Below are 21,971 nucleotides of genomic sequence, written 5' to 3' on the forward strand. Positions count from 1 at the left end.
TGCATCGATCAAGGGCAAACGCACGTGGAAAAGAGATCGAACCACGTGCGTTTGCCCTTGATCGACGGGAGAAGGGGCGCTCCGGCGGGCGCTCCGGCGGGCGCTCCGGCGGGCGCTCCGGCGGGGCGCGGGGCGTGCGGCTGGTAGTGGGGCGCTGGGTGGGGGAGGGGTCTCCACATTGCTCCACTCCGCGGGTGGAGGGGTCCTGATCGCTGGCGGTATGTCCGAGTTGGGGTACCGGGTTCGTGCCATGTCTGATAGCAGACGCTCGGCGGCCTGCATAGCCCTCCACTCCGCTCCACCCCTTCTGACGTGCGGTTTTGCGAATCGGGCCTGCGCTGTTTGTCCCCCATTCCGGTTGCGGGTGGAGGGAAGTGGAGTACAGTGGGGCGCAATGGCGAGGCCGGGAGGCCGCGCCGGCCCCGGGGGATGAGCGGCTCCGCGAAAGCCGCGCAGAGGCAAGGGGGTGGGCCGGATGTTTCTCGGCACACACACCCCGCGCCTGGACGAAAAGGGCCGGCTGATCCTTCCGGCGAAGTTCCGAGATGAGCTGGCGGGAGGTGTCGTGATCACTAAAGGGCAGGAGCGCTGCCTCTACGTCTTTCCGACGCCTGAGTTCCAGCGCATAGCGGACCAGTTGCGCGAGCAGCCGATGACCCACAAGGCAGCTCGGGCATACAGCCGGGTGTTCTTCGCGAGCGCCCATGACGAGGTGCCCGACAAGCAGGGCCGGGTGACGATCCCGGGCCACCTGCGGGAGTACGCCGGGCTCAGCCGTGAACTCGTCGTGATCGGGGCAAGCAGCCGGGTGGAGATCTGGGACAAGCAAGCGTGGGAAACCTACCTCGCGGAGAGCGAAGACGACTTCGCCGACATCGAGGAGGGGGTGCTGCCCGGGGGACTGTAGCGGTGGTCGCCGTACTGCGAGATCTCCAGCCGCTCGCGCACCTGGCATCTCTTCCCCGATGCCAGGCGTACCCATCCCGCGGGGGCGGGAAAGAGCGGATGGGGATCTGGCAGTACGGCGTACGGCGCTTCAGGCACCGGGCGCATGTGGGACGACGCGGGTCTGGGGGTCGACATGGGGGAGCTTCGCGGTACGCATGTACCCGTGGCGCTCGACCGATGCCTCAGCCTGCTCGGGCCCGCGCTCAACCGTGAAGACGAGCATGAGCCGACCGTCTACGTCGACGCGACGCTCGGCCTCGGCGGGCACGCGGAGGCGGTGCTGGCCGCACACCCTCGGACCGTCCTCATCGGACTGGACCGGGACCAGGAGGCCCTGGCGCACGCCCGGGCGCGGCTGGAACCGTACGCGAACCGCACGCACCTTGTCCACGCGGTTTACGACGAGCTGCCGGACGTGCTGGCGCTACTCGGTTTCGAGCGGATCGACGGCGTGCTGTTCGACCTCGGTGTCTCGTCACTGCAGCTCGACGCGCCCGACCGCGGGTTCGCCTACGCGCAGGACGCGCCGCTGGACATGCGAATGGACCAGAGCCGCGGGATCACCGCCGAGGAGGTCGTCAACACGTACCGCGTCCCGGAGCTGACCCGGGTGCTGCGGGTGTACGGCGAGGAGAAGTTCGCCGCGCGGATCGCCAGCGCGATCGCGCGGGAGCGGGCAAAGGCGCCCATCACCTCGTCAGCGCTGCTGGCCGCGCTCGTGCGGGACGCCATCCCGGCGGCCGCCCGGCGCACCGGTGGCCACCCGGCGAAGCGTTCGTTCCAGGCGTTGCGCATCGAGGTCAACGGGGAACTGGCGGCGCTGGAGTCAGCGCTGCCGGCGGCTCTCGATGCGCTCGCGCTGGGCGGTCGCGTGGTGGTGCTGTCCTACCACTCGCTGGAGGACCGGATCACCAAGCGGGCGCTCGCTGCGCGGGCACACAGTACTGGTCCGGTCGACCTGCCGGTCGAACTGCCGGGCAGCGGTCCGACGCTGCGGCTCCTCACCCGCGGCGCCGAACTGCCGAGCGACGAAGAGGTCGCAGCAAACCCGCGCGCCGCCTCGGTGCGGTTGCGGGCCGCCGAGCGTATCGACGGGTCTACGGGAATCGACCGGTCAGGAGGCAGAGCCGCCCGCGAACGGCCGCGCCGCCGGATTCCGCCGTTACGCCAACCACAACAGTCCAAACAGGACGGAGGATACGCGTCGCGCCAAGGGGACAAGCAAGACAAGGGGGAGGCGACATGAGCGTCAACAAGCGCAACGCACCGCGGTCGGGGGGCCGGACCGCGGCGCAGCACCAGATCATTGGCAACAACGCACTTCAGCCGGAGCCGAGCGAGAGCCAGCCGGCCCGGACCCAGTCGTGGCTGCGCGTCGCGCCGCCACTGCCGGTGTCCGTGCCGCGGGCGCCGTTCATCGCGCTGATCCTGGTGGTCGTCGTCGGCGGGGTGCTCGGCATCCTGCTGGTCAACACCAAGATCAACGAGAACGCGTTCCGGCTGGAGAAGCTCCAGCAGTCGCAGAACGCACTCGACATCCGGGAGCAGCAGCTGGAGCAGGAGATCGCCACGGCGGAAGACCCGGGCACGCTGATCGCGGCGGCGAAGAAGCTCGGCCTCGTGCCGGGTACGCCGGCGCAGATCCGGCTGCCGGACGGGCGGGTCACCGGCGTGCCTCAGCCGGCGAACGGCCAGCCGGCGATCACCAGCCAGGGCGCGGGGCGGTAGCCGATGCCGCAGCGGCCAGAAGAGCCGCGCCGGGGTTCGACGGAGCCCCGGCGCGGTTCCGGCCATGGGGACGGTGACGGGTTCGCCGGTATCTCCGAGGCGCGGGCGTACACGCCACGTGGGCGCACGGTACGTGACCGTACGCCGCGCAGCAGCCGCACGTCCGACCCGTTCCGGCCGGCGTTGCAGGTCGTCGAGGGGGGCGGCCGGCAGCGCCGAGGTGCGGAGCCGGAGGAGCGCGAAGACGAGGCTGCCGGGGTACCGGCGCCGCGCAAGCGGACCCCGCAGCGTGCCGGCCGCGACCAGGCCGCGCCCCGCGAGGATTCGCCGCGCGGCCGCGCCGGCACGGCGGGCCGCACACCCGGCGCTACCAAGGCGGCGAAGCCAGCCACCAAGGCCGCCAGGCCCGCGACCAAGCCCGCGACCAGGCCCGCGAAGTCGGCCAAGCCGGTCAAGAGCGGCAAGCCGCGCCGCCCACCGGGCCCGCCGAAGCTCGCCGACTCCCGGCGCCGGCTCCGCGTCGGCACCGTGCTGGCGCTAACGCTCTTCGCCACCGTGGGCATCCGTCTGGTGGCGTTGCAGTTCACCGACTCGCCGACGTTCGCGGCGAAAGGGCTCGACGATCGGCTTGCCCGCGTCGACCTGCCCGCGCCGCGCGGCGCCATCTACGACCGCAACGGCGCCGTACTCGCCCACAGCGTCGAGGCGCGGTACGTAGCCGTCGACCCCGAGCTGGTCAAGGATCCGGCGAAGACGGCAGCCGCGCTGTCGCCGCTGCTCGGCATCCCGCAGTCGGAGCTGGTCGGGATGCTTCGCAAGCGCACCCAGCCAGGCGGCGGGGCGTCGCGGTTCGAGTACCTGGTGCGAGGCGTCGACATCGCCACCGGCGACCGGGTCAAGGCGCTCGAACTGCCCGAGATCATCGTGAAGCGGGACGAGCGCCGCGAGGTGCCCGGGCACGACCTCGCCGCCAACGTCATCGGCTTCACCGGCGAGGGCCTGAACGGCCTGGAGGGGATCGAGGCGCGCTACGACGAGCTGTTGCGGGGCGTGAACGGCAAGCGCGTGTACGAGATCGGAAACGGCAACCTGGCCGCCGAGATCCCCGGTGGGTACCGCAAGGAGACCAAGGCGCAGCCGGGCAGCTCGCTGGAGCTCACGATCGACCGCGACCTGCAGTACACGGTGCAGCACATCCTCGCCGAGAACATGGCGCGCGTGAAGGCGACCACCGGGGCGGCCGTGGTGCTCGACGTGCGCACCGGTGAAGTGCTGGCCCAGGCCAGCCACCCGGTGTACGACGCCGCGGACTGGAAGAAGAGCAAGTCGTCCGACCGGGACGACGCGGCGAGCAGCTTCGTGGTCGACCCGGGCTCGGTGCACAAGGCGATCACGGTCGGGGCGGCGCTCCAGGAGGGTGCGATCACGCCGGATTCGACGATCCTCGTCGAGCCGAGGATCACGAGGGGTGGGAAGCCGTTCACGGACACCCACCCGCCGCCCGGCTACAAGGCGACGCTGATGACGATCCCGGGCATCCTGGCGTACTCGTCGAATATCGGCACGATCCACATCGCGGACAAGCTGGGCGCCGAGAAGCTGGTCGAGTACCAGAAGAAGTTCGGGCTCGGCTCGGCGACCGGCGAAGGCGTGCCGGGCGAGGCGACCGGGCGGGTGCTGGAGCCCAAGGACTGGAGCGGCTCGGCGTCCGGCTCCGTGCCGATCGGGCACAGCGTCGACGTGACACCGCTGCAGATGGCCGCCGCGTACGCCACGATCGCCAACGACGGCGTCTGGGTGCAGCCCCACCTGGTGCGGGAGACGATCGCGCCCGGCGGCGAGCGCACGCCGGCCACCGCGCCGCAGACCCGGCAGGTGCTCAGCGCCGACAACGCCAAGGCGCTGCGGCAGATGCTGGAGGCCGTGGTGACGGTGCCGGAGGCCACCGGCCGCAAGGCGGCGGTGCCCGGATACCGGGTGGCGGGCAAGACGGGCACCGGGTCGCGGGTGGTGAACGGGCAGTACGTGTCCGGGGCGGTGGCGTCGTTCGTGGGAATGGCGCCGGTCGAGAATCCCCGGTACGTGATCGCCGTGTTCGCCCACGTGCCGGCCGGCGAAGGCGGCGATGTCGCGGCTCCGGCGTTCAGCCAGATGATGGCGTACACCCTGACGCACTACCGGGTGCCCGCCACCAGCACGAAGCCGCCCAAGTTCACCGTGTACCCCTGACGGGAGTGGCTGTGCGCCTGCCCGGCGGGCAACGGGTAGGGTCTAGCGCCGTGCCCGGCAATCTTCGCCCCCGCACCGCGACGCCCCGCGCGTTCGCCGAGCTCGCGGAGCTGATCTCAGCCCCGCGGCCCGCCGGCGACGCGCCCGGGCCGCTGGTCAGTGGCGTCACGCACGCCAGCGACGCGGTCCGGCCCGGTGACCTGTTCGCCGCGCTGCCGGGCGCTCGCCGGCACGGCCGGGACTTCGTACCGGCGGCCGCCGCCGCGGGCGCGGTGGCGGTGCTGACCGACAAGGCGGGGGCACCCGCGGCCGCCAAAGCGGAACTGCCCGCGCTCGTCGTGCCGGACCCTCGCGCCGTGCTCGGCACGCTCGCCGCCGCCGTCTACGGCGACCCGACCGCGCACATGCCGGTCATCGGCATCACCGGCACCGCCGGCAAGACCTCGACGGCGTACCTCCTCGAGTCCGGCCTGCGCGCCGCTGGCCACGTGACCGGGCTGATCGGCACCGTGGAGACCCGCCTCGGCGACCTCGTCGTCGAGAGTGTGCGCACCACGCCCGAGGCCACCGACCTGCACGCGCTGCTGGCCGTGGCCCGCGAGCACGGCGTGACCGCCGTCGTCATGGAGGTCTCCAGTCACGCGCTGGCGATGGGCCGGGTCGGCGGGGTGCGGTTCGCGGCCGGCGGTTACACCAACTTCGGCCTGGACCACCTGGACTTCCACACCGACATCGACGACTACTTCGCCGCCAAGGCCAAGCTCTTTGACGGGCGGTGCCGGGTGGAGGTACTCAACCTGGACGATCCCTCGCTGGACCCGCTGATGAAGCCCACCACGGTGACGTACTCGGCCGTCGGAAACCCCGACGCGACCTGGCACGCCGCCGACGTTTCCGGCGATGCCTACAAGCAGGTTTTCACGGCGATCGGGCCGGAGGTGCGCGTCGAGGCCGGGGTGGCGCTGCCCGGCCTCCACAACGTCGCCAACGCGCTGCTCGCGATAGCGATGCTCGACGGGGTGGGCGTCGCACCGGGCACCGCCGCGCGGGGCGTGGCCGCCTGCCCAGGCGTACCAGGCCGGCTGGAACGGGTCGACTCGCCAGGACCGGTCCTCGGCGTGGTCGACTACGCGCACAAGCCCGACGCGATCGTGGCGGCGCTGATCGCGCTGCGCCAGCTGGCCACCGCGCGCGGCGGCCAGCTGATCTGCGTGATCGGGGCGGGCGGCGACCGCGACCGCGGCAAGCGGCCACTCATGGGCGCCGCCGCGGGCCGGGGCGCCGACCTGGTGGTGGTCACCGACGACAACCCCCGCACCGAAGACCCGGCGGCCATCCGCCGCGAGGTGCTAGCGGGCGCCGCCCGCACGGCTGCCAAGGTCATCGAGGTGGCCGGCCGCCGCGCCGCCATCGACGAGGCCGTGCGGCTGGCGTCACCCGGCGACGTGGTCGCCGTGCTGGGTAAGGGACACGAGCGAGGCCAGGAGGTGGGCGGCGACGTGCTGCCGTTCGACGACCGTGTGGAGTTGGCTGCGGCTTTGACGGGGGCCGGCGCATGATCCCCATGACGCTCGCGGAGGTCGCCGCCGCGGTGGGCGGCCAGCTGGTCGGTGCCGATCCGGGGGTACGCGTCACCGGCGGCGTCGAGTTCGACTCGCGCAAGGTGGCGGCGGGCGGGCTTTTCGTGGCCTTTCCGGGCGAGAAGGTAGACGGCCACGACTACGCGGCCGCCGCCGTCGATGCCGGCGCCGTCGCGGTCCTGGCCAGTCGTCCCGTACCGGTGCCGCACGTGCTCGTCGGCGACCAGCTCGACGCGATGGCCGCCTTGGCGCGGGCGGCGGTCGAGCGGCTGCCCGAGCTGACCATCGTGGGGCTGACCGGCTCCTCCGGCAAGACCACGACGAAAGACCTGATCGCGCAGCTGCTCGCCCGGCTGGGCCCGACGGTGGCGCCGCCCGGCTCGTTCAACAACGAGCTCGGCCACCCGTACACGGTGCTGCAGGCCGACGAGAAGACCCGCTTCCTGGTACTGGAGATGGGCACCCGCGGTCGCGGCGAAATCCGGTACCTGAGCGAGATCGCCCGCCCGCACACCGGCGTGGTGATCAACGTGGGCACGGCGCACATCGGTGAGTTCGGCTCGGCCGACGCGATCGCGGTGGCCAAGGGCGAGCTCGTCGAGGCGCTGCCCTCGGACGGTGTCGCGGTCCTCAACGCCGACGACCCGCGAGTACGCGCCATGGCGTCACGGACCGACGCCCGCGTCGTACTGGCCGGCGAGTCCCCGGATGCCACCGTGCGCGCCGCCGATGTGGTCATGGACGCTGGCCGCGCGGCGTACACGCTGGTCACGCCGTCGGGCAGCGCGCCGGTGCGGCTGGCGATCGCCGGGCGGCACCAGGTGGGCAACACGCTGCTCGCCGCGGCGGTCGCCCTTTCGTTCGGCTTCGACCTGCAAGACCTGGCGGTCGCGCTGTCCGAGCTTCGGCTCGTGTCCGCCCGGCGGATGGACGTCTTCGACCGTGCCGACGGTGTCACGGTCATCGACGACTCGTACAACGCCAACCCGTCCTCCACCTCGGCCGCCCTCCGCGCGCTGGTGTCGCTCGCTGCGGGGCGGCGCACCGTCGCGGTGCTCGGGTACATGGCCGAGTTGGGGGAGTTCGAGCGGGAGGGCCACGAGCAGGTCGGCCGGCTGGCCGCGGAACTGGGCGTCGACCGCCTGGTCGTGGTCGGCGAGAACGCATCGTCCATCCAGGACGGCGCGGCGGCGGTCGGTACGTGGGGAGGAGAATCGGTGCTCGCAACCGATCAGGGCGAGGCCGTCGCAATGTTGCGGCAGGACCTGCGCCCCGGCGATGTGGTACTGGTGAAGGGCTCGCGGTACCGCACCTGGGACGTGGTCGACGCCCTCCGTCCTTCCGGGGCCTCTTCGTGAGGGCGGTGATCGTCGCGGCGGCGGTCGCGTTCCTGGTGTCGCTGTTCGGCACGCCCATCGGCATCAAGGTCTTCACCGCGCTCAAGGCGGGCCAGCCCATCCGGTCCGTCGGCCCGGCCACCCACCAGGGCAAGAAGGGCACGCCCACGATGGGCGGCGTCGTGTTCATCCTGGCCACGGTCATCGCGTACGTCGCCGGCCACGTCGCCCTCACCACGCTCCCCGAGCAGCAGATCGCCCAGGTCGGCCCGACGATCACCGCGCTGGTGCTGCTGGGGCTGTTCGTCTTCTGCGGCGCGGTCGGTTTCCTCGACGACTACCTGAAGGTGCGGCGGCGCAACAGCGGCGGCCTCAGCGGGCGGTACAAGCTCGTCGGGCAGGGGCTGGTCGGTGTCGTGTTCGGGGTGGTGGCGCTCTACTTCCCGAGCACCAACGGCGAGACGGTCGGCAGCACCACGATCTCGTTCATCCGCGACATCTCATGGCTGAACGTCGGCAAGGTCGTCTCGGTCATGATCTTCATCTTCGTGGTGATGGCGGCCAGCAACGGCGTCAACCTCACCGACGGCCTCGACGGCCTCGCCACCGGGGCGTCCACGATGGTGCTCGCCGCCTACGGGCTGATCGCCTTCTGGCAGTACCGCCACTGGTGCGGCGACCTCGACTACAGCCGCGGCGGCGCGTACTGCTACGCCGTCCGCGACCCGTTGGAGATCGCGCTGATCGCGGGCGCGGCGGCCGGGGCGTGCGTGGGCTTCCTCTGGTGGAACACCTCACCCGCTCGCATCTTCATGGGTGATACGGGAGCGTTGGGGCTTGGCGGGCTGATCGGTGGGCTGGCGATGGCGTCCCGCACGATGCTGCTGCTGCTGATAGTCGGCGGGCTCTTCGTCATCATCACGATGTCGGTGGTCATCCAGATCATCTCGTTCAAGACGACGGGTAAACGGGTGTTCCGGATGTCGCCGCTACAGCATCACTTCGAGCTGGCGGGCTGGAGCGAGGTCAACATCGTCGTCCGCTTCTGGATCATCGCCGGGATCGGCGTGGCGATCGGCCTGGGCCTGTTCTACAGCGAATTCCTAACGGCCGTCGGCTAGCCGCGCCGCGCTCGCGCCGCCTGCGCCGCCCCTCTCCTCCGTCTCCCCCGTCGATCAAGGGCAAATGCACGTGGTTTGGAGATCAAACCACGTGCATTTGCCCTTGATCCGTGCGATTGCCCTTGATCGCGGGGCGCGCCGACTTCACCGCTCGCGCCGGGCTCGCGCCGGGCTTGGAGCGCGGCGGGAGTGTGGCGGGGCGGGCTGGGCGTGGGGCGGACCGGGCGTGGTGGTGGGGGCGGCGGCGAGCGCCGATCAAGGGCATTGGTGTCGATCAAGGGCGAATGCACGTGGAAGAGAGATCGAACCACGTGCGTTTGCCCTTGATCTGCGCGGTTCCCCTTGATCTGTGCCGCGCGGCACGGCGCAGGCACCGCACAGCGCGGGCACCGCGCACAGCGCGGGCACCGCGCACAGCGCGGGCACGGCGCACAGCGCGGGCACGGCGCACAGCGCGGGCACGGCGCACAGCGCGGGCACGGCGCACAGCGCGGGCACGGCGCACAGCGCGGGCACGGCGCACAGCGCGGGCACGGCGCACAGCGCGGGCACGGCCCGCTGAGACGACGCGGCGCGCAACCGCGCCCTCTCCGCGACGCCGGCCCGCCGATCAAGGCCATCTTCGTCGATCAAGGGCAAACGCACGTGGAAAAGAGATCCAACCACGTGCGTTTGCCCTCGATCGACGGAAGGGGGCGCGGGCGCGGCCGGTGTGGTGGGCGGGGCCGGCGTGGTGGGCGGATCGGGCGTGGTGGTGGGGGCGGCGGCGAGCGCCGATCAAGGGCGTTCGCGTTGATCAAGGGCGAATGCACGTGGAAGAGAGATCGAACCGCGTGCGTTTGCCCTTGATCGGCGGGAGGGGGCGCGCGGGCGGGGAGGGTGGGAGGGTTAGGCGGGTGGGGAAAGGCGACACGCCCGGGGACGTGCGTGGGTCTGGGCGTGTCAGCGCCCATGATGGGGCCGTGGGGGAGGACGAGAAGATTGGTGGGCCGCTGGCCGCCCTGCGAGGGCTGCTGCAGCGGCCCCTGGCCTCCTACTACCTGCTGATCTCCAGTTCCGCGCTGTTGCTGGTGATCGGGCTCACGATGGTCTTCTCGGCGACCAGCGTGAAGGCGTACGTCAGCAACGGCAACGCCTTCGCGATGATCACCAAGCAGGTGCTCTTCGCCCTGATCGGGCTCGTGGCGTTCTGGGTGTGCCAGCGCCTCCCAGCCCGTACCTTCCGGGCGCTCGGCAAGCCGACCCTGGGCGCCGCGCTGCTGCTGCTCGTGATCCTCGACCTGCTCATGGTGTACGCCCGGCTGGCGCGGCTGGAAGGGAACCCGCAGTTCGGCCCGCTCAAGGCCGACCTGCTCTGGCTGTACCTCGGGCCGATCCAGGTGCAGCCGTCGGAGCTGGCCAAGTTCGGCCTCGTGCTGTGGGGCGCCGATCTGCTGGCCCGTAAGGGTGAGGCGTTGGGCTGGTGGCGTGAGCTTGCCACCCCGCTGTTCCCGGTGGTGGCGCTGCTGTTCGTGCTGGTCGGGTACAACGATCTCGGCACCATGCTCTGCCTGCTCTCCCTGGTGGTGGGGATGTTGTGGGCGGCCGGGGTGCGGTTGCGGGTCTTCGGCACGCTGTCGGCGTTGGGGCTGGCGGGCATCGGCCTGCTGGTGGCCGCGGCCTCGATCGGTGGCGGCTCGGGCGAGGAGGGCGCGGAAAACTACCGGCTGGCCCGGCTCACGTCGTTCTTCAACCCGCCGGAAAACTGCGAGCAGTTCACCTGTTACCAGGCGCTCCAGGCGCGGTACGCGATCGATCACGGCGGCTGGTTCGGCGTGGGCCTTGGCAAGAGCAGCCTCAAGTGGGGATACCTGCCGGCCGAGCACAACGACTTCATCTTCGCCGTGGTCGCGGAGGAGCTGGGCGTGGTGGGCTGCGTCGTCGTGCTGGCGCTGTTCGCCGTGCTCGCGTACACGGGGCTGCGGATCGCGCGGCGCGTGGACGACCCGTTCCGGCGGCTGGCCGCGGCCGCCGTCACCACCTGGCTGATCAGTCAGGCGGTCATCAACATCGGCGGTGTGGTGGGGCTGCTGCCCATCACCGGCCTGCCGTTGCCGTTCATCTCGGACGGCGGGAGCGCGCTCGTGGTGACGCTCGCCGCCGTCGGCATGCTCGCCTCGTTCGCCCGCGCGGAGCCCGACGCGGCCCGTGCCCTGAACGCCCGACCACCCGCCCGGTGGGTACGGCTACTCTGGGCCCCGTTGCCGCCGCTGCCGCCGAGCCCTGGGCCGCGGAAGGCCACGAAAGCGGCCAAAGCGGCGGCCGCGACGTCGGCCAAGGCCGGCACACAGGGCGTGGCGAGCGAGAGGAGACGGTGATGGGTGTGCTGCGGTCGGTCCTGCTGGCGGGAGGAGGGACCGGAGGACACATCTATCCCTTGCTCGCCTTCGCGGACTGCCTGCGCCGTCACGACCCGGACGTACGCATCACCTGCGTCGGCACGCCGAAAGGGCTGGAGAACGAGCTGATCCCGCCGGCTGGGTACGACCTGCGGCAGATCCCGGCCTACCAGCTTCCACGTTCCGTCAACATGAACCTGCTCCGCACCCCCGACCGCATGTGGCGGTCGGCGCGCGCGGCGGGCAAGGTCATCGACGAGGTCAAGGCCGACGTCGTGGTCGGCTTCGGCGGATACGTCTCGGTGCCCGCGTACCTGGCGGCATGGCGCCGCGAGATGCCGATCGTCATCCACGAGGTGAACGTGCCACCGGGTGTCGCCAACCGGATGGGCATGAAGTTCACGAAGTTCGTCGCGGCGGGCTTCCCGCACCAGCCGGCCCAGGCGGAGGTGCTGCGCAACGCGCGGGTGGTGGGCGTGCCGCTGCGCACCTCGATCTCACACCTCGACCGGGTCGGTCTGCGCGAGCAGGCGCGCAAGCATTTCGGGCTGCGTCCCGACCTGCCGGTGGTGTTCGTGTCGGGTGGTTCGCAGGGCGCCCGCTCGATCAACTTGGCCGTCTCCGGCGCCGCCAAGGAGCTGGCCGCCGCCGGGGTGCAGGTGCTGCACGTGATCGGCGCGCGCAACGAGCCGGTGCCGGTGCCGGGCGACCTGCCCATCCCGTACGTCACGCTGCCGTACCTGTCGGAGATGGAACTGGGGTACGCGGCGGCCGACCTGATGCTGTGCCGCGGCGGCGCGATGACCTGCGCGGAGGTGGCCGCCATCGGCCTGCCCGCGGTGTACGTCCCGTACCCGCACAGCAACCAGGAACAGAAGCGCAACGCACTCCCGGTCGTTGAAGCTGGCGGTGGCCTGCTCGTCGACGACTCGGAACTGAGTCCGGACTGGATCGAGAGGATGGTGATCCCGCTGGCACGCGACCCGCAGCGGCTGGCGGCGATGGGCGCCGCCGCGGCAGCCTATGGCCGCCGCGACGGCGACGAGGCGCTCCTGGACTACGTGTACGAGGCGGTGGCCGCACAGTGAGCGATGTGACCGCCGCCGAAGACCTTGGCACGGTGCACCTGATCGGCATCGGTGGAGTGGGGATGAGCGGCCTCGCCCGGCTGCTGCTGACCCGCGGCATCCCGGTTTCGGGCAGCGAGCTGCGCGAGTGGCCGGCCCTGGTGGGGCTGCGTGCGCTCGGCGGCACCGTCCACATGAGCCACTCAGCGTCCAATCTGGACGGCGTCGACACGGTGGTGTACTCCACCGCGATCCCGCAGGACCACCTGGAGCTGGCCGAGGCCCGCCGGCGCGGGCTGCGCGTGCTGCACCGATCGGAGGCGCTCGCCGCGGCGATGGCCGGCCGGCGGGCGGTCGCGGTGGCCGGCACGCACGGCAAGACCACTACGACGTCGATGGCCACGCTGATCCTGCAGCGGGCGGGGCAGGATCCGTCCTTTGTGATCGGTGGCGAGATCTCCGAGGCCGGCTCGAACGGGCATCACGGCACCGGCGAGTACTTCGTCGTCGAGGCGGACGAGAGCGACCGCTCGTTCCTGCTGTACAAGCCGTTCGTCGCGATCATCACGAACATTGACGCCGACCACCTCAACACGTACGGCGACCTGGCCGGCCTGTCGGCGGCGTTCGCGGAGTTCGCGCGCCTGGTCGAGCCGGGCGGGTTCGTGGTGACGTGCGCCGACAACCCCGGCACCCGGGCGATGGCCGAGGTGCTGCGGGCCGAGGGGCGCGCGGTGCACACGTACGGAGAGGCCGAGGACGCCGACCTTCGGCTCACCGAGATCCGGTCGTCGGTGCACGGCGTGCGGTATCACGCCACATTGGACGGTAAGTCGCTCGGCGAGATCACGCTGCCGATTCCCGGGCGGCACCTCGGGCTCAACAGTGCCGCGGCGGTGCTCACGGCGCTGCGCCTCGACCTTCCGCTGGAGGCCGCCACGGCGGCGCTCGAGTCGTTCCCCGGGGTACGCCGGCGGTTCGAGCGCAAGGGCATCGCCGGTGCCGTGGCCGTCTATGACGAGTACGCCTATCACCCGACCTCGATGACGGCCGCGCTGGAGACGCTGCGCGAGGTGGCCGCCGGTGGCCGCCTTATCGTGGTTTTCCAGCCGTACCGGGTGTATCGCACCCGCGACCTCGAGGCCGACTTGGCGCGGGCCCTGGCGATCGCCGACGAGGTGGTGATGCTGGAGGTCTTCGGGCCGGGCGAGGTGCGGCATCCCGGCGAGGGCGGCGCCGCGCTGACCGCGGCGGTCGACCTGCCGGCGGAAAGTAAGGTCTTCGTGCCGTCGTGGGAGGACGTGCCCGCGGAGGTCGTGCGCCGGGCGCGCCCCGGCGACGTGGTCGTCACGATGGGCGCTCCGCCGATCTCGCTCATGGGCGACGAGCTGCTCGCGGCGCTGGCCCAGCGGTGACCCGAGCCAGCGCCGCCAGGGGTGCGCGGTGACCGCGCCGGGCGGGCGCGGGCTCGGGCGGGCCCGGCGCTGGCGGTTGGTTCGCGCGCACAGCGACGCGGTGCCGCCGTCGGTGCGGCGTTTCATGGCGCGGGCCAGGCAGCGGCGCATCCGCGCCGCGCTGCCGTGGGCCACGGTGGGTGGCGTGCTGGTGCTCGCGGGTCTGGCGGCCTGGATCGTGTACGGCACGGCGGTGTTCGGCGTCCGTGACGTCCGGGTGACGGGTACCGAGATCCTGTCGGAGGACCAGGTGCGGGTGACCGCCGCGGTGCCGCAGGGCGAGGCGCTCGCGAGCGTCGACCTCGGCGCGATACGGGGCAGGGTGGCCGCGCTCGCGCCGGTCGGTGAGGTCGTGGTGTCGCGGGACTGGCCGGGCACGGTGGTCGTCGCGGTGGTCGAGCGGACGCCGGTGGCCGTGGTGTCGCAGGGCAAGCAGTTCGTGCTGGTCGACGCGGACGGGGTGGCGTTCCACACGGTACGGTCGCGCCCGTCGCGGCTGCCGCTGGTCAAGGTGCCGGCGCCGGGGCCCGACGACCCGGCGACCCGGTCGGCGCTGCGGGTGCTGGCCGCGCTGAGCACCGAGCTGCGCGCCGAGCTGGCGGCAGTGGTGGTGGAGGGTCCGGCCCGGATCCGGCTGGAGCTGCGCAAGGGTCGCACGGTGGTCTGGGGCGACGCGACCGAGAGCGAAACCAAGTCGCGGGTGGCGACCGCGCTGCTGGCCCGCAAGGGCGACACGATCGACGTGAGCGCGCCGGACGTGGTGACGGTCCGGTGACGATGCATTGAAAGTGTTCACTGTAAACTGACCGACGTGCAGCCCCGCCGGCGCCCGCCGACCACTGAAGACGTGCTGTGCGGGCTCGTTTCGTTGACCGCCGCTGGCGATCCGGTCGCGTTCGCCGCGCTGTACGACGCGCTGCTCGGCGAGGTCGAGCTGATCGTCCGGCGGCAGGTCGCCGACGGTGGTGAGGCCGCGCGGGTGGTGCGGTCCGTCTTCGTCAGGGTGTGGCGCGACGCCGCGTGCTGGGAGTCGGGGACGGAGACGGTACGCCGGTGGGTGCTGCGCCTGGCCGCCCGCCTGGCCGCCGAGCGGATCTGGGCGGGCGGGGCATTTCGGGCGCGGTACGCGGCGAGTGACCGGGTCGTGGTGTGGGAGTTGACGGCGTTGTTGGCGCTCGCCGAGGCCCCGGAGCTGGGGGTGCCACCAGTAGGTCTTATCTCGCAGACGGGCGACACGCCGTGTCCGGTCCTTGGATCACGCGGAACCTCCGCTTACGTTGCCCGGGAGGATCAGTAGTTGACATAACTCTAAGCCTCTAGTAGAGGGTGAGGGTTACGCCTTCGCTCAAACGCACGGACCAACCTCGGGAGGGAAGGCAGCCTGATGACTCCACCGCACAACTACCTCGCGGTCATCAAGGTCGTCGGCATCGGTGGCGGAGGTGTCAACGCCGTCAACCGCATGATCGAGGTTGGGCTCAAGGGCGTCGAGTTCATCGCGATCAACACCGACGCCCAGGCGCTCCTCATGAGCGACGCTGACGTCAAGCTCGACGTCGGCCGGGAGCTGACCAGGGGCCTTGGCGCCGGCGCCAACCCGGACGTCGGCAAGAACGCCGCCGAAGACCACCGCGACGAGATCGAAGAGGTGCTCAAGGGCGCCGACATGGTCTTCGTGACCTGCGGCGAGGGCGGCGGCACCGGCACCGGTGGCGCGCCTGTGGTCGCCAACATCGCCCGCAAGCTCGGCGCGCTGACGATCGGCGTGGTCACGCGGCCCTTCTCGTTCGAGGGCAAGCGCCGGCAGGTGCAGGCCGAGGCCGGCATCGAGGAACTGCGCAACCAGTGCGACACGCTCATCGTGATTCCGAACGATCGGCTGCTCGCCCTCGGTGACCGCGGCATCTCCATGATGGACGCCTTCCGGCAGGCCGACCAGGTGCTGCTCTCCGGTGTACAGGGCATCACCGACCTGATCACCACGCCCGGCCTGATCAACCTCGACTTCGCCGACGTCAAGAGCGTCATGAGCGGTGCCGGCAGCGCGCTCATGGGTATCGGCAGTGCGCGGGGCGACAGCCGGGCGGTCGAGGCGGCCGAGGCGGCCATCTCCAGCCCGCTGCTGGAGCAGAGCATGGACGGCGCGCGCGGCGTGCTGCTCTCCATCGCGGGCGGCTCCGACCTGGGCCTGTTCGAGATCAACGACGCGGCCCAGCTGGTCACCGACGCGGCGCACCCGGACGCCAACATCATCTTCGGCGCGGTCATCGACGACGCGCTCGGCGACGAGGTGCGCGTCACCGTGATAGCTGCTGGGTTCGACGGTGGCGCGCCGGCGTACAAGCCAGCCGAGCCTCCACGCAAGGCGGCACCGCGGATCGACACCCCGCTGCCGACCAGCGCCCCGCCGGTATCGCCGACCCCGCCCCCACCGGCCCGCCGTGTCCTGTTCGACGACGTCGACGTGCCGGACTTCCTCAAGAACGGCTCCTGATCGCCACCAGTGTCCACCCCGGAACGAGAGGCCCAGGTTCGAGCCGGCCTGGCGGGCGTGCGGGCGCGCATAGAGCGGGCCTGCCACGCCGCCGGGCGTGATCCGGGCGGGGTCACCCTGGTCGTCGTGACCAAGACGTACCCGGCCAGCGACGTCGAGTTGCTGGCCGGGCTCGGCGTGGTCGACGTGGGGGAGAACCGCGACCAGGAGGCGGCAGCCAAGGCGGCCGCGGTGTCGGCGCCGATGCGATGGCACTTCGTCGGGCAGCTCCAGCGCAACAAGTGCCGGTCCGTGGTGACGTACGCGGACGTGGTGCACTCGGTCGACGGCGTGCGGCTGGCCGAGACGCTCGCTGGTGCGGCGCAGCGGCATCGGGAGCGAGCCCTTTCCGTACTCGTGCAAGTGAGTGTCGACGGCGATCCGGCGCGTGGCGGCGCTGTGCGCGGGGGCGATGCGGATCGTGATCTTGAGCGGGTGGCGGCGGCCGTGGCCGCGGCGCCCGCGTTGCGGCTGGCCGGGGTGATGGCCGTGGCGCCGATGGACTGGGCGCCCGACGCGGCGTTCGCGGCGCTCGCGGAGGTCTCGGCGGATCTACGGGCCCGGTATCCCGAGGCGACCATGATCTCGGCGGGGATGAGCGGCGATCTTGAGGCGGCGATCGCCCACGGCGCGACACACGTACGCATCGGCAGCGCGGTGCTCGGAACACGCGACAAGCTGCGGTAGCCTGGCGGCGGGCACCGAACTACATCAGTGTTATTCAAGTTCCGTGCAGGGGGACTCGGGCCGGTTCGCGTGCGCGACGACGGCACGTTCGCGTGTGCGGCGCGGGCACGCCAGGGCGGGTCGGGGCATGCCGCCCGGCGGAGGGAGGTGAGCGCATGAGCGCTCTGCGCAAGGCAGGCGTGTGGCTCGGTCTGGTCGAGGAGGACGACGACCGTTCCTACGACGACGGCTACGACAAGGGTCGGTACCGCGAACGCGAGTCCAGCTACCGCGACCGCGAAAGCCGGTACGCCGACGACTACGCCGACGACGAGGAGGAGATCGACGAGCCGCCGGCACTGCCGCGCAGCCGGTCGCGGCTGGCGCGCGAGCTGACCGCCGCCCGCGGTGATCACGCTGACCGACCGTCGGCGCGTGCCGAGGCATCCCGAGCCGAGCTGGAGCGGGCCGAGATCGACCGGCAGGATCGGGCCAGCGTGCGCTCGATCACCCGCCCGGCCGCGCCGGAGCCGCCCGCCCCCGTCGCTTACCCGACGCGAGAGAACCTCGCGCTCGCACCCCAGGTGCAGCTGCGCGAGCGGGCGGTCGTGGCCGACGAAGACCAGCGGTATCAGATCACCACGCTGCATCCGACCACGTACCGTGAGGCGCGCACGATCGGTGAGCACTTCCGCGACGGCGTTCCGGTGATCATCAACCTCACCGAAATGGATGAGTCGGATGCCCGTCGATTGGTCGATTTCGCGGCCGGCTTGGCGTTCGGACTGCGCGGTACGATCGAGCGGGTGACCAACCGGGTATTCCTGCTCTCGCCAGCCAACGTCCAGGTCACCGCGGAAGACAAGGCGAAGATCGCTGAGGGCGGATTCTTCACGATGAGTTAACCCGACCGAGGGAACGCGCCTGACGTGTGGACGATCACTCTACAGATCATCTATCTACTGCTTTATGTCTTCTTTTTGACTCTTTTGGCCAGGTTTGTCCTGGGGGCGGTGCTCCAGTATGGGCGCCGTTGGCAGCCGGGCCGTGGAGCGTCCGCCGCACTTGAGTCGGTGTGGAGCGTCACTGATCCACCCCTCAAGGCGTTGAGGCGTGTGATCCCACCACTGCGAATTGGTACTGTCAGCTTCGACCTAGCCTCCCTTGTGCTGCTGGTTATCCTGTTCGTGCTGATGGAACTCGTGGTACGGCGGTTGATCATCGGGTGAACGTCCGTTGACCAGCCGCTACGCGGCCGCAACTGACCCGAGGAGTTTCGATGCCGCTGACCCCGGCCGACGTCCATAACGTCGCCTTCAAAAAACCTCCGATCGGCAAGCGGGGGTACGACGAGGAGGAGGTCGACGCCTTCCTTGACGAGGTTGAGCGCGAGCTCGCCCGTCTGATCGAAGAGAACAACGAACTCCGTGCACAGGTCGAGCGCGGTGGCGGAGGCCGAGGCGGCGCACCAGCCGGCCCGGGCGCCGACCCCCGACTCGCCGCGGAGCTCAACGACATGAAGGCCCAGCTCGACCGGGTGCAGCGCGACAAGGCCGCCGCTGAGCAGGCCGCCCGCGCCATGCAGGCCGAGCTTGAGCAGGTGCGCTCGCAGGGCGGCCCCGTGGTGGGCGGCGACGGCGAGCAGCAGGCTCTGCGGGTCCTCATGATGGCCCAGCGCACGGCCGACGACCACGTCGCCGACGCCCGTCGCGAAGCCGACAAGCTGCTGTCCGACGCCCGGTCGAAGGCGGAGGAGGTCACCCGCGAGGCGCGGGCCAAGGCCGACGCCCTCGAGCGCGACGCCCGGCAGCGGCACCAGGAAGCCATGGGCGGCCTCGACGCCAAGCGCACCGCGCTGCAGAAGCACATCGAGGAGCTCAAGCAGTTCGAGCGCGAGTACCGCACCCGTCTGAAGGCGTACCTGGAGAGTCAGCTCCGCGACCTCGACGGCCGCGGGCAGGGGCTCGAAGCGGAGCTGACCCGCGCCGACAGCAATCGGGCAGCGGGCGGTTCCGGTGGCCTCGCCACGGCCGGCCTTGCCGGCTCGTACGGCGGGGGCCGGTCCGGCGGCCTGGAAAGCGGTCGCTAGCGGGGGCTTCAACAGTCGAAACGACGAGGGGTGAGCCGTGATTGTCGGAAGTCTGCTGCTCATCCTCGTCGCTGTCACGCTGCTCGTGCTCGGCCTGGCCAACGGGTCCAGCACGCTGCTGATCAGCTCCATCGCGGGGAGCCTGCTCGCCGCGGTCGCACTGGTCGTGGGTGCCCGCCAGGCAGCCGCCGCCCGGGCAGACGCCGGTTACGGCGACGACGAGCGCAAGCGTGCCGGCGACGAGGACGAGCACGAGTGGGAGCATCGCCGTGCGGCCACCACCCAGACGCGGATGACGGAGCCAGTTGGCCGGCGCGCCGGCCGGCTGGGCGGTGGCGACGGTCCGGTGTTCACCCCTCCGGCCCGTTCGGCGCCCGCGCTGGGCGGTTCGCCCGTCGCGCTCGCCGAGCAGCCGGCCCCGCCTTTCGCGGAGCCCGCCTACGCGCAGCCCGTGGAGGCACCCACGCCGCCGCACGGGCTCGGCGTAACAGAGCAGCAGCCCGTGATCGCCGCGGAGGTCGTCGACGACGAGGACCCGCCCGACGAGCCCGCGCCGCAGTACGTCTCCCCGGCCGACGCCGCCCGGGTGGCCCGGATGACGGCCGACGTACTCGTGATCGACGGGCGGCCGCGCTACCACCTGACCGGGTGCGTGCACCTGCTCGGCCGGGAGAGCGAAGCGCTGCCCGTCGGCGAGGCGGTCGAGCTGGGGTTCACCCCGTGCGGCCGCTGCGAGCCAGATAGCGCGCTGCTCGCAGACGCCCGCCGGGTCTAGAGGGTCAAGCTAGGAGCCGTAGCGACCAACGACGGCGAACGACCAGCATTCCGGTCTGGGTTGCCTGTGCATACCGTCGCGCGGCCCGTGGCCGGCCGGCACAATGAGGCATGGTCACAATGGGTGGTCACGCTCCGATCCAGCTAGGAGCCGTGGTTGACCACGACGGCGCCGAACCCGGATTCCGGTTTGGGTAGCCTCACTGTCCCGGTACGGGTCAAACCTGGCGCTTCGCGCGCCCGGGTCGGTGGCAGGCACGACGGTCCCTACGGGCCCGCCGTGATCGTCGCGGTGCACGCGCCGGCAGTCGACGGCCGGGCCACCGAAGCGGCCCGCCGGGCACTCGCCGACGCGCTAGGGGTACGCCCCGGCGCCGTCAGCCTGAAAGCCGGCGCGGCCAGCCGGGACAAGCTCTTCGCCGTCAACGCCGACGGTCCAGCCGATCTCAACGACCGGGTGACCGCCCTTCGCGACGCCCCATGATCCGCGGCGAAGGGGGTACTGGATGACCGACGGCCTCGACGTCGCGCTCCTCATCGGGGCAGCGGTGCTGCTCGTGGCCGTCGGTGCCGTCCGGATCTCCACCAGGCTCGGCCTTCCCAGCCTCCTCGTCTACCTGGCGCTCGGTGTCGCCATCGGGGAGTCCGGGCTGGGCATCCAGTTCGAAGACGCCGATCTGACGCGGACGCTCGGGTTCTGCGCGCTCATTGTGATCATCGCGGAGGGCGGCCTCACCGCCCGGTGGGGCCAGCTCCGCCCGGTCCTCCCCGTCACCGCCAGCCTGGCCATCGTCGGCGTACTCGTCAGCATCGCCGTGGTCGGCGTCATCGTGCACCTCACCCTTGGTCTCGACTGGCGGCTGGCGCTGCTGTACGGGGCGGTGCTCTCCTCCACCGACGCGGCGGCCGTCTTCGCCACCCTGCGCCGGCTCCGGTTGCCGCCCCGGCTGGTGGCCACACTGGAGGCCGAGTCCGGCATGAACGACGCGCCGGCCGTGCTCGTGGTGCTGCTGCTCTCCAGTACGCCGGTCGGTGGCGGCCACCCCTGGTGGTACGAGGTGCTCGTCGTCACCTACGAGCTCGTGATGGGCGCGATCATCGGGTACGGCGTCGGCGTCGCCGGGCGCTGGACGCTGCGGCACGCGGCACTGCCGTCGTCCGGGCTGTACCCGATCGCGGCGGTCGGCCTCACCGTGCTGGCGTACGCCGCTGGCGCCGTCGCCCACGCCTCCGGCTTCCTCGCCGTGTACGTCGCCGGCGTCGTGCTCGGCAACGCCCGGCTGCCGCACCGCCAGGCCATCCTCGGGTTCGCCGACGGGCTGGCGTGGCTGGCCCAGATCGGCCTCTTCGTGATGCTCGGCCTGCTCGTCACGCCCGCCCGGCTCGACGACGCCCTGCTGCCGGCGATCGTGGCGGGGCTCGCACTGCTCTTCCTCGCACGGCCGCTGGCGGTGTTCCTGGCGGCGGCGCCGTTCCGGGTCGGCCTGCGCGACCAGGCGTTCCTCTCGTGGGCGGGGTTGCGCGGCGCGGTGCCGATCGTGCTGGCAACGATCCCTCTCTCCGCCGAGGTCGCCGGTGCGTCCCGCCTCTTCGACGCCGTCTTCGTGCTCGTGGTGATCTTCACCCTGCTCCAGGTCGGCACGCTCGCGCCGTTCGCCCGCCGCTTGGGCGTGACCGCCCCCGCCGAAGCCACCGAGCTCAGTGTCGAGACCGCGCCCCTCGACCGGATGCAGGCCGACCTGCTCCAGATCGAGATCCCCGAAGGCTCCCGCCTGGCCGGTGTACACGTCGACGAGCTGCGGCTGCCGGTCGGTGCCGCCGTGACCTTGGTACTGCGCGACGGGACCGGCTTCGTGCCCGGCCCCGACACCCGCCTCAAGGTGCGCGACAGCCTCCTGATCGTGGCGACCGCCCAGGTACGGGACGCTGCCGAACGCCGCCTGCGAGCCGTAAGCCGCCGCGGCCGCCTGGCCCGCTGGTTCTCCGAACACGGCGACGACCGCGACCCCTAACCGCGCCGTCCGCGCCGCGCCGTCCGCGCCGCGCCGTCCGCGCCGCGCCGCGCCG

Annotated in this window: 21 protein-coding genes; all 21 read left to right on the forward strand. The window is 71.6% G+C overall.

The window, feature by feature from the left end:
- The first annotated feature begins 475 nt into the window (after positions 1–475).
- The 21 genes from mraZ to V6V89_RS37440 all read left to right on the forward strand — a co-directional run bounded on the left by mraZ (position 476) and on the right by V6V89_RS37440 (position 21,916).
- A complete protein-coding gene (gene mraZ, locus V6V89_RS37340; protein ID WP_334624386.1) occupies positions 476–907 on the forward strand; it encodes a division/cell wall cluster transcriptional repressor MraZ in 432 nt (143 codons plus the stop codon).
- A 174-nt stretch (positions 908–1,081) separates the two neighbouring features.
- Positions 1,082–2,194, forward strand: a complete 1,113-nt coding sequence (gene rsmH, locus V6V89_RS37345) for a 16S rRNA (cytosine(1402)-N(4))-methyltransferase RsmH (RefSeq protein ID WP_334624404.1) — start codon at positions 1,082–1,084, stop codon at positions 2,192–2,194.
- A complete protein-coding gene (locus V6V89_RS37350) occupies positions 2,191–2,676 on the forward strand; it encodes a hypothetical protein (protein WP_334624387.1) in 486 nt (161 codons plus the stop codon). The genes rsmH and V6V89_RS37350 overlap by 4 nt, the downstream gene beginning before the upstream one ends.
- Before the next feature lie 3 nt (positions 2,677–2,679).
- Positions 2,680–4,905: a peptidoglycan D,D-transpeptidase FtsI family protein gene (locus V6V89_RS37355; RefSeq protein ID WP_334624388.1), complete on the forward strand. Its 2,226-nt coding sequence runs from the start codon at positions 2,680–2,682 to the stop codon at positions 4,903–4,905.
- Positions 4,906–4,955: 50 nt separating this feature from the next.
- A complete protein-coding gene (locus V6V89_RS37360) occupies positions 4,956–6,464 on the forward strand; it encodes a UDP-N-acetylmuramoyl-L-alanyl-D-glutamate--2,6-diaminopimelate ligase (protein WP_334624389.1) in 1,509 nt (502 codons plus the stop codon).
- Positions 6,461–7,843, forward strand: coding sequence for a UDP-N-acetylmuramoyl-tripeptide--D-alanyl-D-alanine ligase (locus V6V89_RS37365; protein ID WP_334624390.1), 1,383 nt, complete (start codon positions 6,461–6,463; stop codon positions 7,841–7,843). The genes V6V89_RS37360 and V6V89_RS37365 overlap by 4 nt, the downstream gene beginning before the upstream one ends.
- Complete coding sequence (gene mraY, locus V6V89_RS37370; protein WP_334624391.1) at positions 7,840–8,943, forward strand: phospho-N-acetylmuramoyl-pentapeptide-transferase; 1,104 nt, start codon at positions 7,840–7,842, stop codon at positions 8,941–8,943. The genes V6V89_RS37365 and mraY overlap by 4 nt, the downstream gene beginning before the upstream one ends.
- A 349-nt stretch (positions 8,944–9,292) precedes the next feature.
- Positions 9,293–9,505, forward strand: a complete 213-nt coding sequence (locus V6V89_RS37375) for a hypothetical protein (protein WP_334624392.1) — start codon at positions 9,293–9,295, stop codon at positions 9,503–9,505.
- Between the two features lie 430 nt (positions 9,506–9,935).
- Positions 9,936–11,300 (forward strand): FtsW/RodA/SpoVE family cell cycle protein, encoded by a 1,365-nt coding sequence (locus V6V89_RS37380; RefSeq protein WP_334624405.1) that lies wholly within the window; start codon positions 9,936–9,938, stop codon positions 11,298–11,300.
- On the forward strand, positions 11,300–12,409 hold the full coding sequence (murG, locus tag V6V89_RS37385) for an undecaprenyldiphospho-muramoylpentapeptide beta-N-acetylglucosaminyltransferase (protein WP_334624393.1): 1,110 nt from the start codon (positions 11,300–11,302) through the stop codon (positions 12,407–12,409). Before V6V89_RS37380 ends, murG begins: the two co-directional genes overlap by 1 nt.
- Positions 12,406–13,803 carry a UDP-N-acetylmuramate--L-alanine ligase gene (gene murC / locus V6V89_RS37390; protein ID WP_334624394.1) on the forward strand — a complete coding sequence of 466 codons (1,398 nt, stop codon included), beginning with the start codon at positions 12,406–12,408 and terminating at the stop codon, positions 13,801–13,803. Before murG ends, murC begins: the two co-directional genes overlap by 4 nt.
- Positions 13,804–13,831: 28 nt before the next feature.
- Complete coding sequence (locus V6V89_RS37395; RefSeq protein WP_334624395.1) at positions 13,832–14,617, forward strand: cell division protein FtsQ/DivIB; 786 nt, start codon at positions 13,832–13,834, stop codon at positions 14,615–14,617.
- A gap of 36 nt (positions 14,618–14,653) precedes the next feature.
- Positions 14,654–15,139, forward strand: a complete 486-nt coding sequence (locus V6V89_RS37400) for a hypothetical protein (RefSeq protein ID WP_334624396.1) — start codon at positions 14,654–14,656, stop codon at positions 15,137–15,139.
- Positions 15,140–15,226: 87 nt separating this feature from the next.
- The gene (ftsZ, locus tag V6V89_RS37405) at positions 15,227–16,336 is read left to right on the forward strand and encodes a cell division protein FtsZ (protein ID WP_334624397.1); all 1,110 of its coding nucleotides are present in this window, start codon (positions 15,227–15,229) and stop codon (positions 16,334–16,336) included.
- Between the two features lie 9 nt (positions 16,337–16,345).
- Complete coding sequence (locus V6V89_RS37410) at positions 16,346–17,062, forward strand: YggS family pyridoxal phosphate-dependent enzyme (RefSeq protein ID WP_334624398.1); 717 nt, start codon at positions 16,346–16,348, stop codon at positions 17,060–17,062.
- Positions 17,063–17,217: 155 nt separating this feature from the next.
- Entirely contained in the window at positions 17,218–17,946 is a 729-nt protein-coding gene (locus V6V89_RS37415) for a cell division protein SepF (RefSeq protein ID WP_334624400.1), read from the forward strand.
- 24 nt (positions 17,947–17,970) lie between these two features.
- Positions 17,971–18,270: a YggT family protein gene (locus V6V89_RS37420; protein ID WP_265252613.1), complete on the forward strand. Its 300-nt coding sequence runs from the start codon at positions 17,971–17,973 to the stop codon at positions 18,268–18,270.
- 50 nt (positions 18,271–18,320) lie between these two features.
- Entirely contained in the window at positions 18,321–19,130 is an 810-nt protein-coding gene (locus V6V89_RS37425) for a DivIVA domain-containing protein (protein WP_265252614.1), read from the forward strand.
- 37 nt (positions 19,131–19,167) lie between these two features.
- Positions 19,168–19,905 carry a hypothetical protein gene (locus V6V89_RS37430; RefSeq protein ID WP_334624401.1) on the forward strand — a complete coding sequence of 246 codons (738 nt, stop codon included), beginning with the start codon at positions 19,168–19,170 and terminating at the stop codon, positions 19,903–19,905.
- A gap of 156 nt (positions 19,906–20,061) precedes the next feature.
- On the forward strand, positions 20,062–20,388 hold the full coding sequence (locus tag V6V89_RS37435) for a DUF167 domain-containing protein (RefSeq protein WP_334624402.1): 327 nt from the start codon (positions 20,062–20,064) through the stop codon (positions 20,386–20,388).
- A 22-nt stretch (positions 20,389–20,410) separates the two neighbouring features.
- On the forward strand, positions 20,411–21,916 hold the full coding sequence (locus V6V89_RS37440) for a potassium/proton antiporter (RefSeq protein ID WP_334624403.1): 1,506 nt from the start codon (positions 20,411–20,413) through the stop codon (positions 21,914–21,916).
- Positions 21,917–21,971: the final 55 nt, after the last annotated feature.

Source organism: Micromonospora sp. CPCC 206061, from assembly GCF_036906915.1.
Taxonomy (GTDB): domain Bacteria; phylum Actinomycetota; class Actinomycetes; order Mycobacteriales; family Micromonosporaceae; genus Phytohabitans.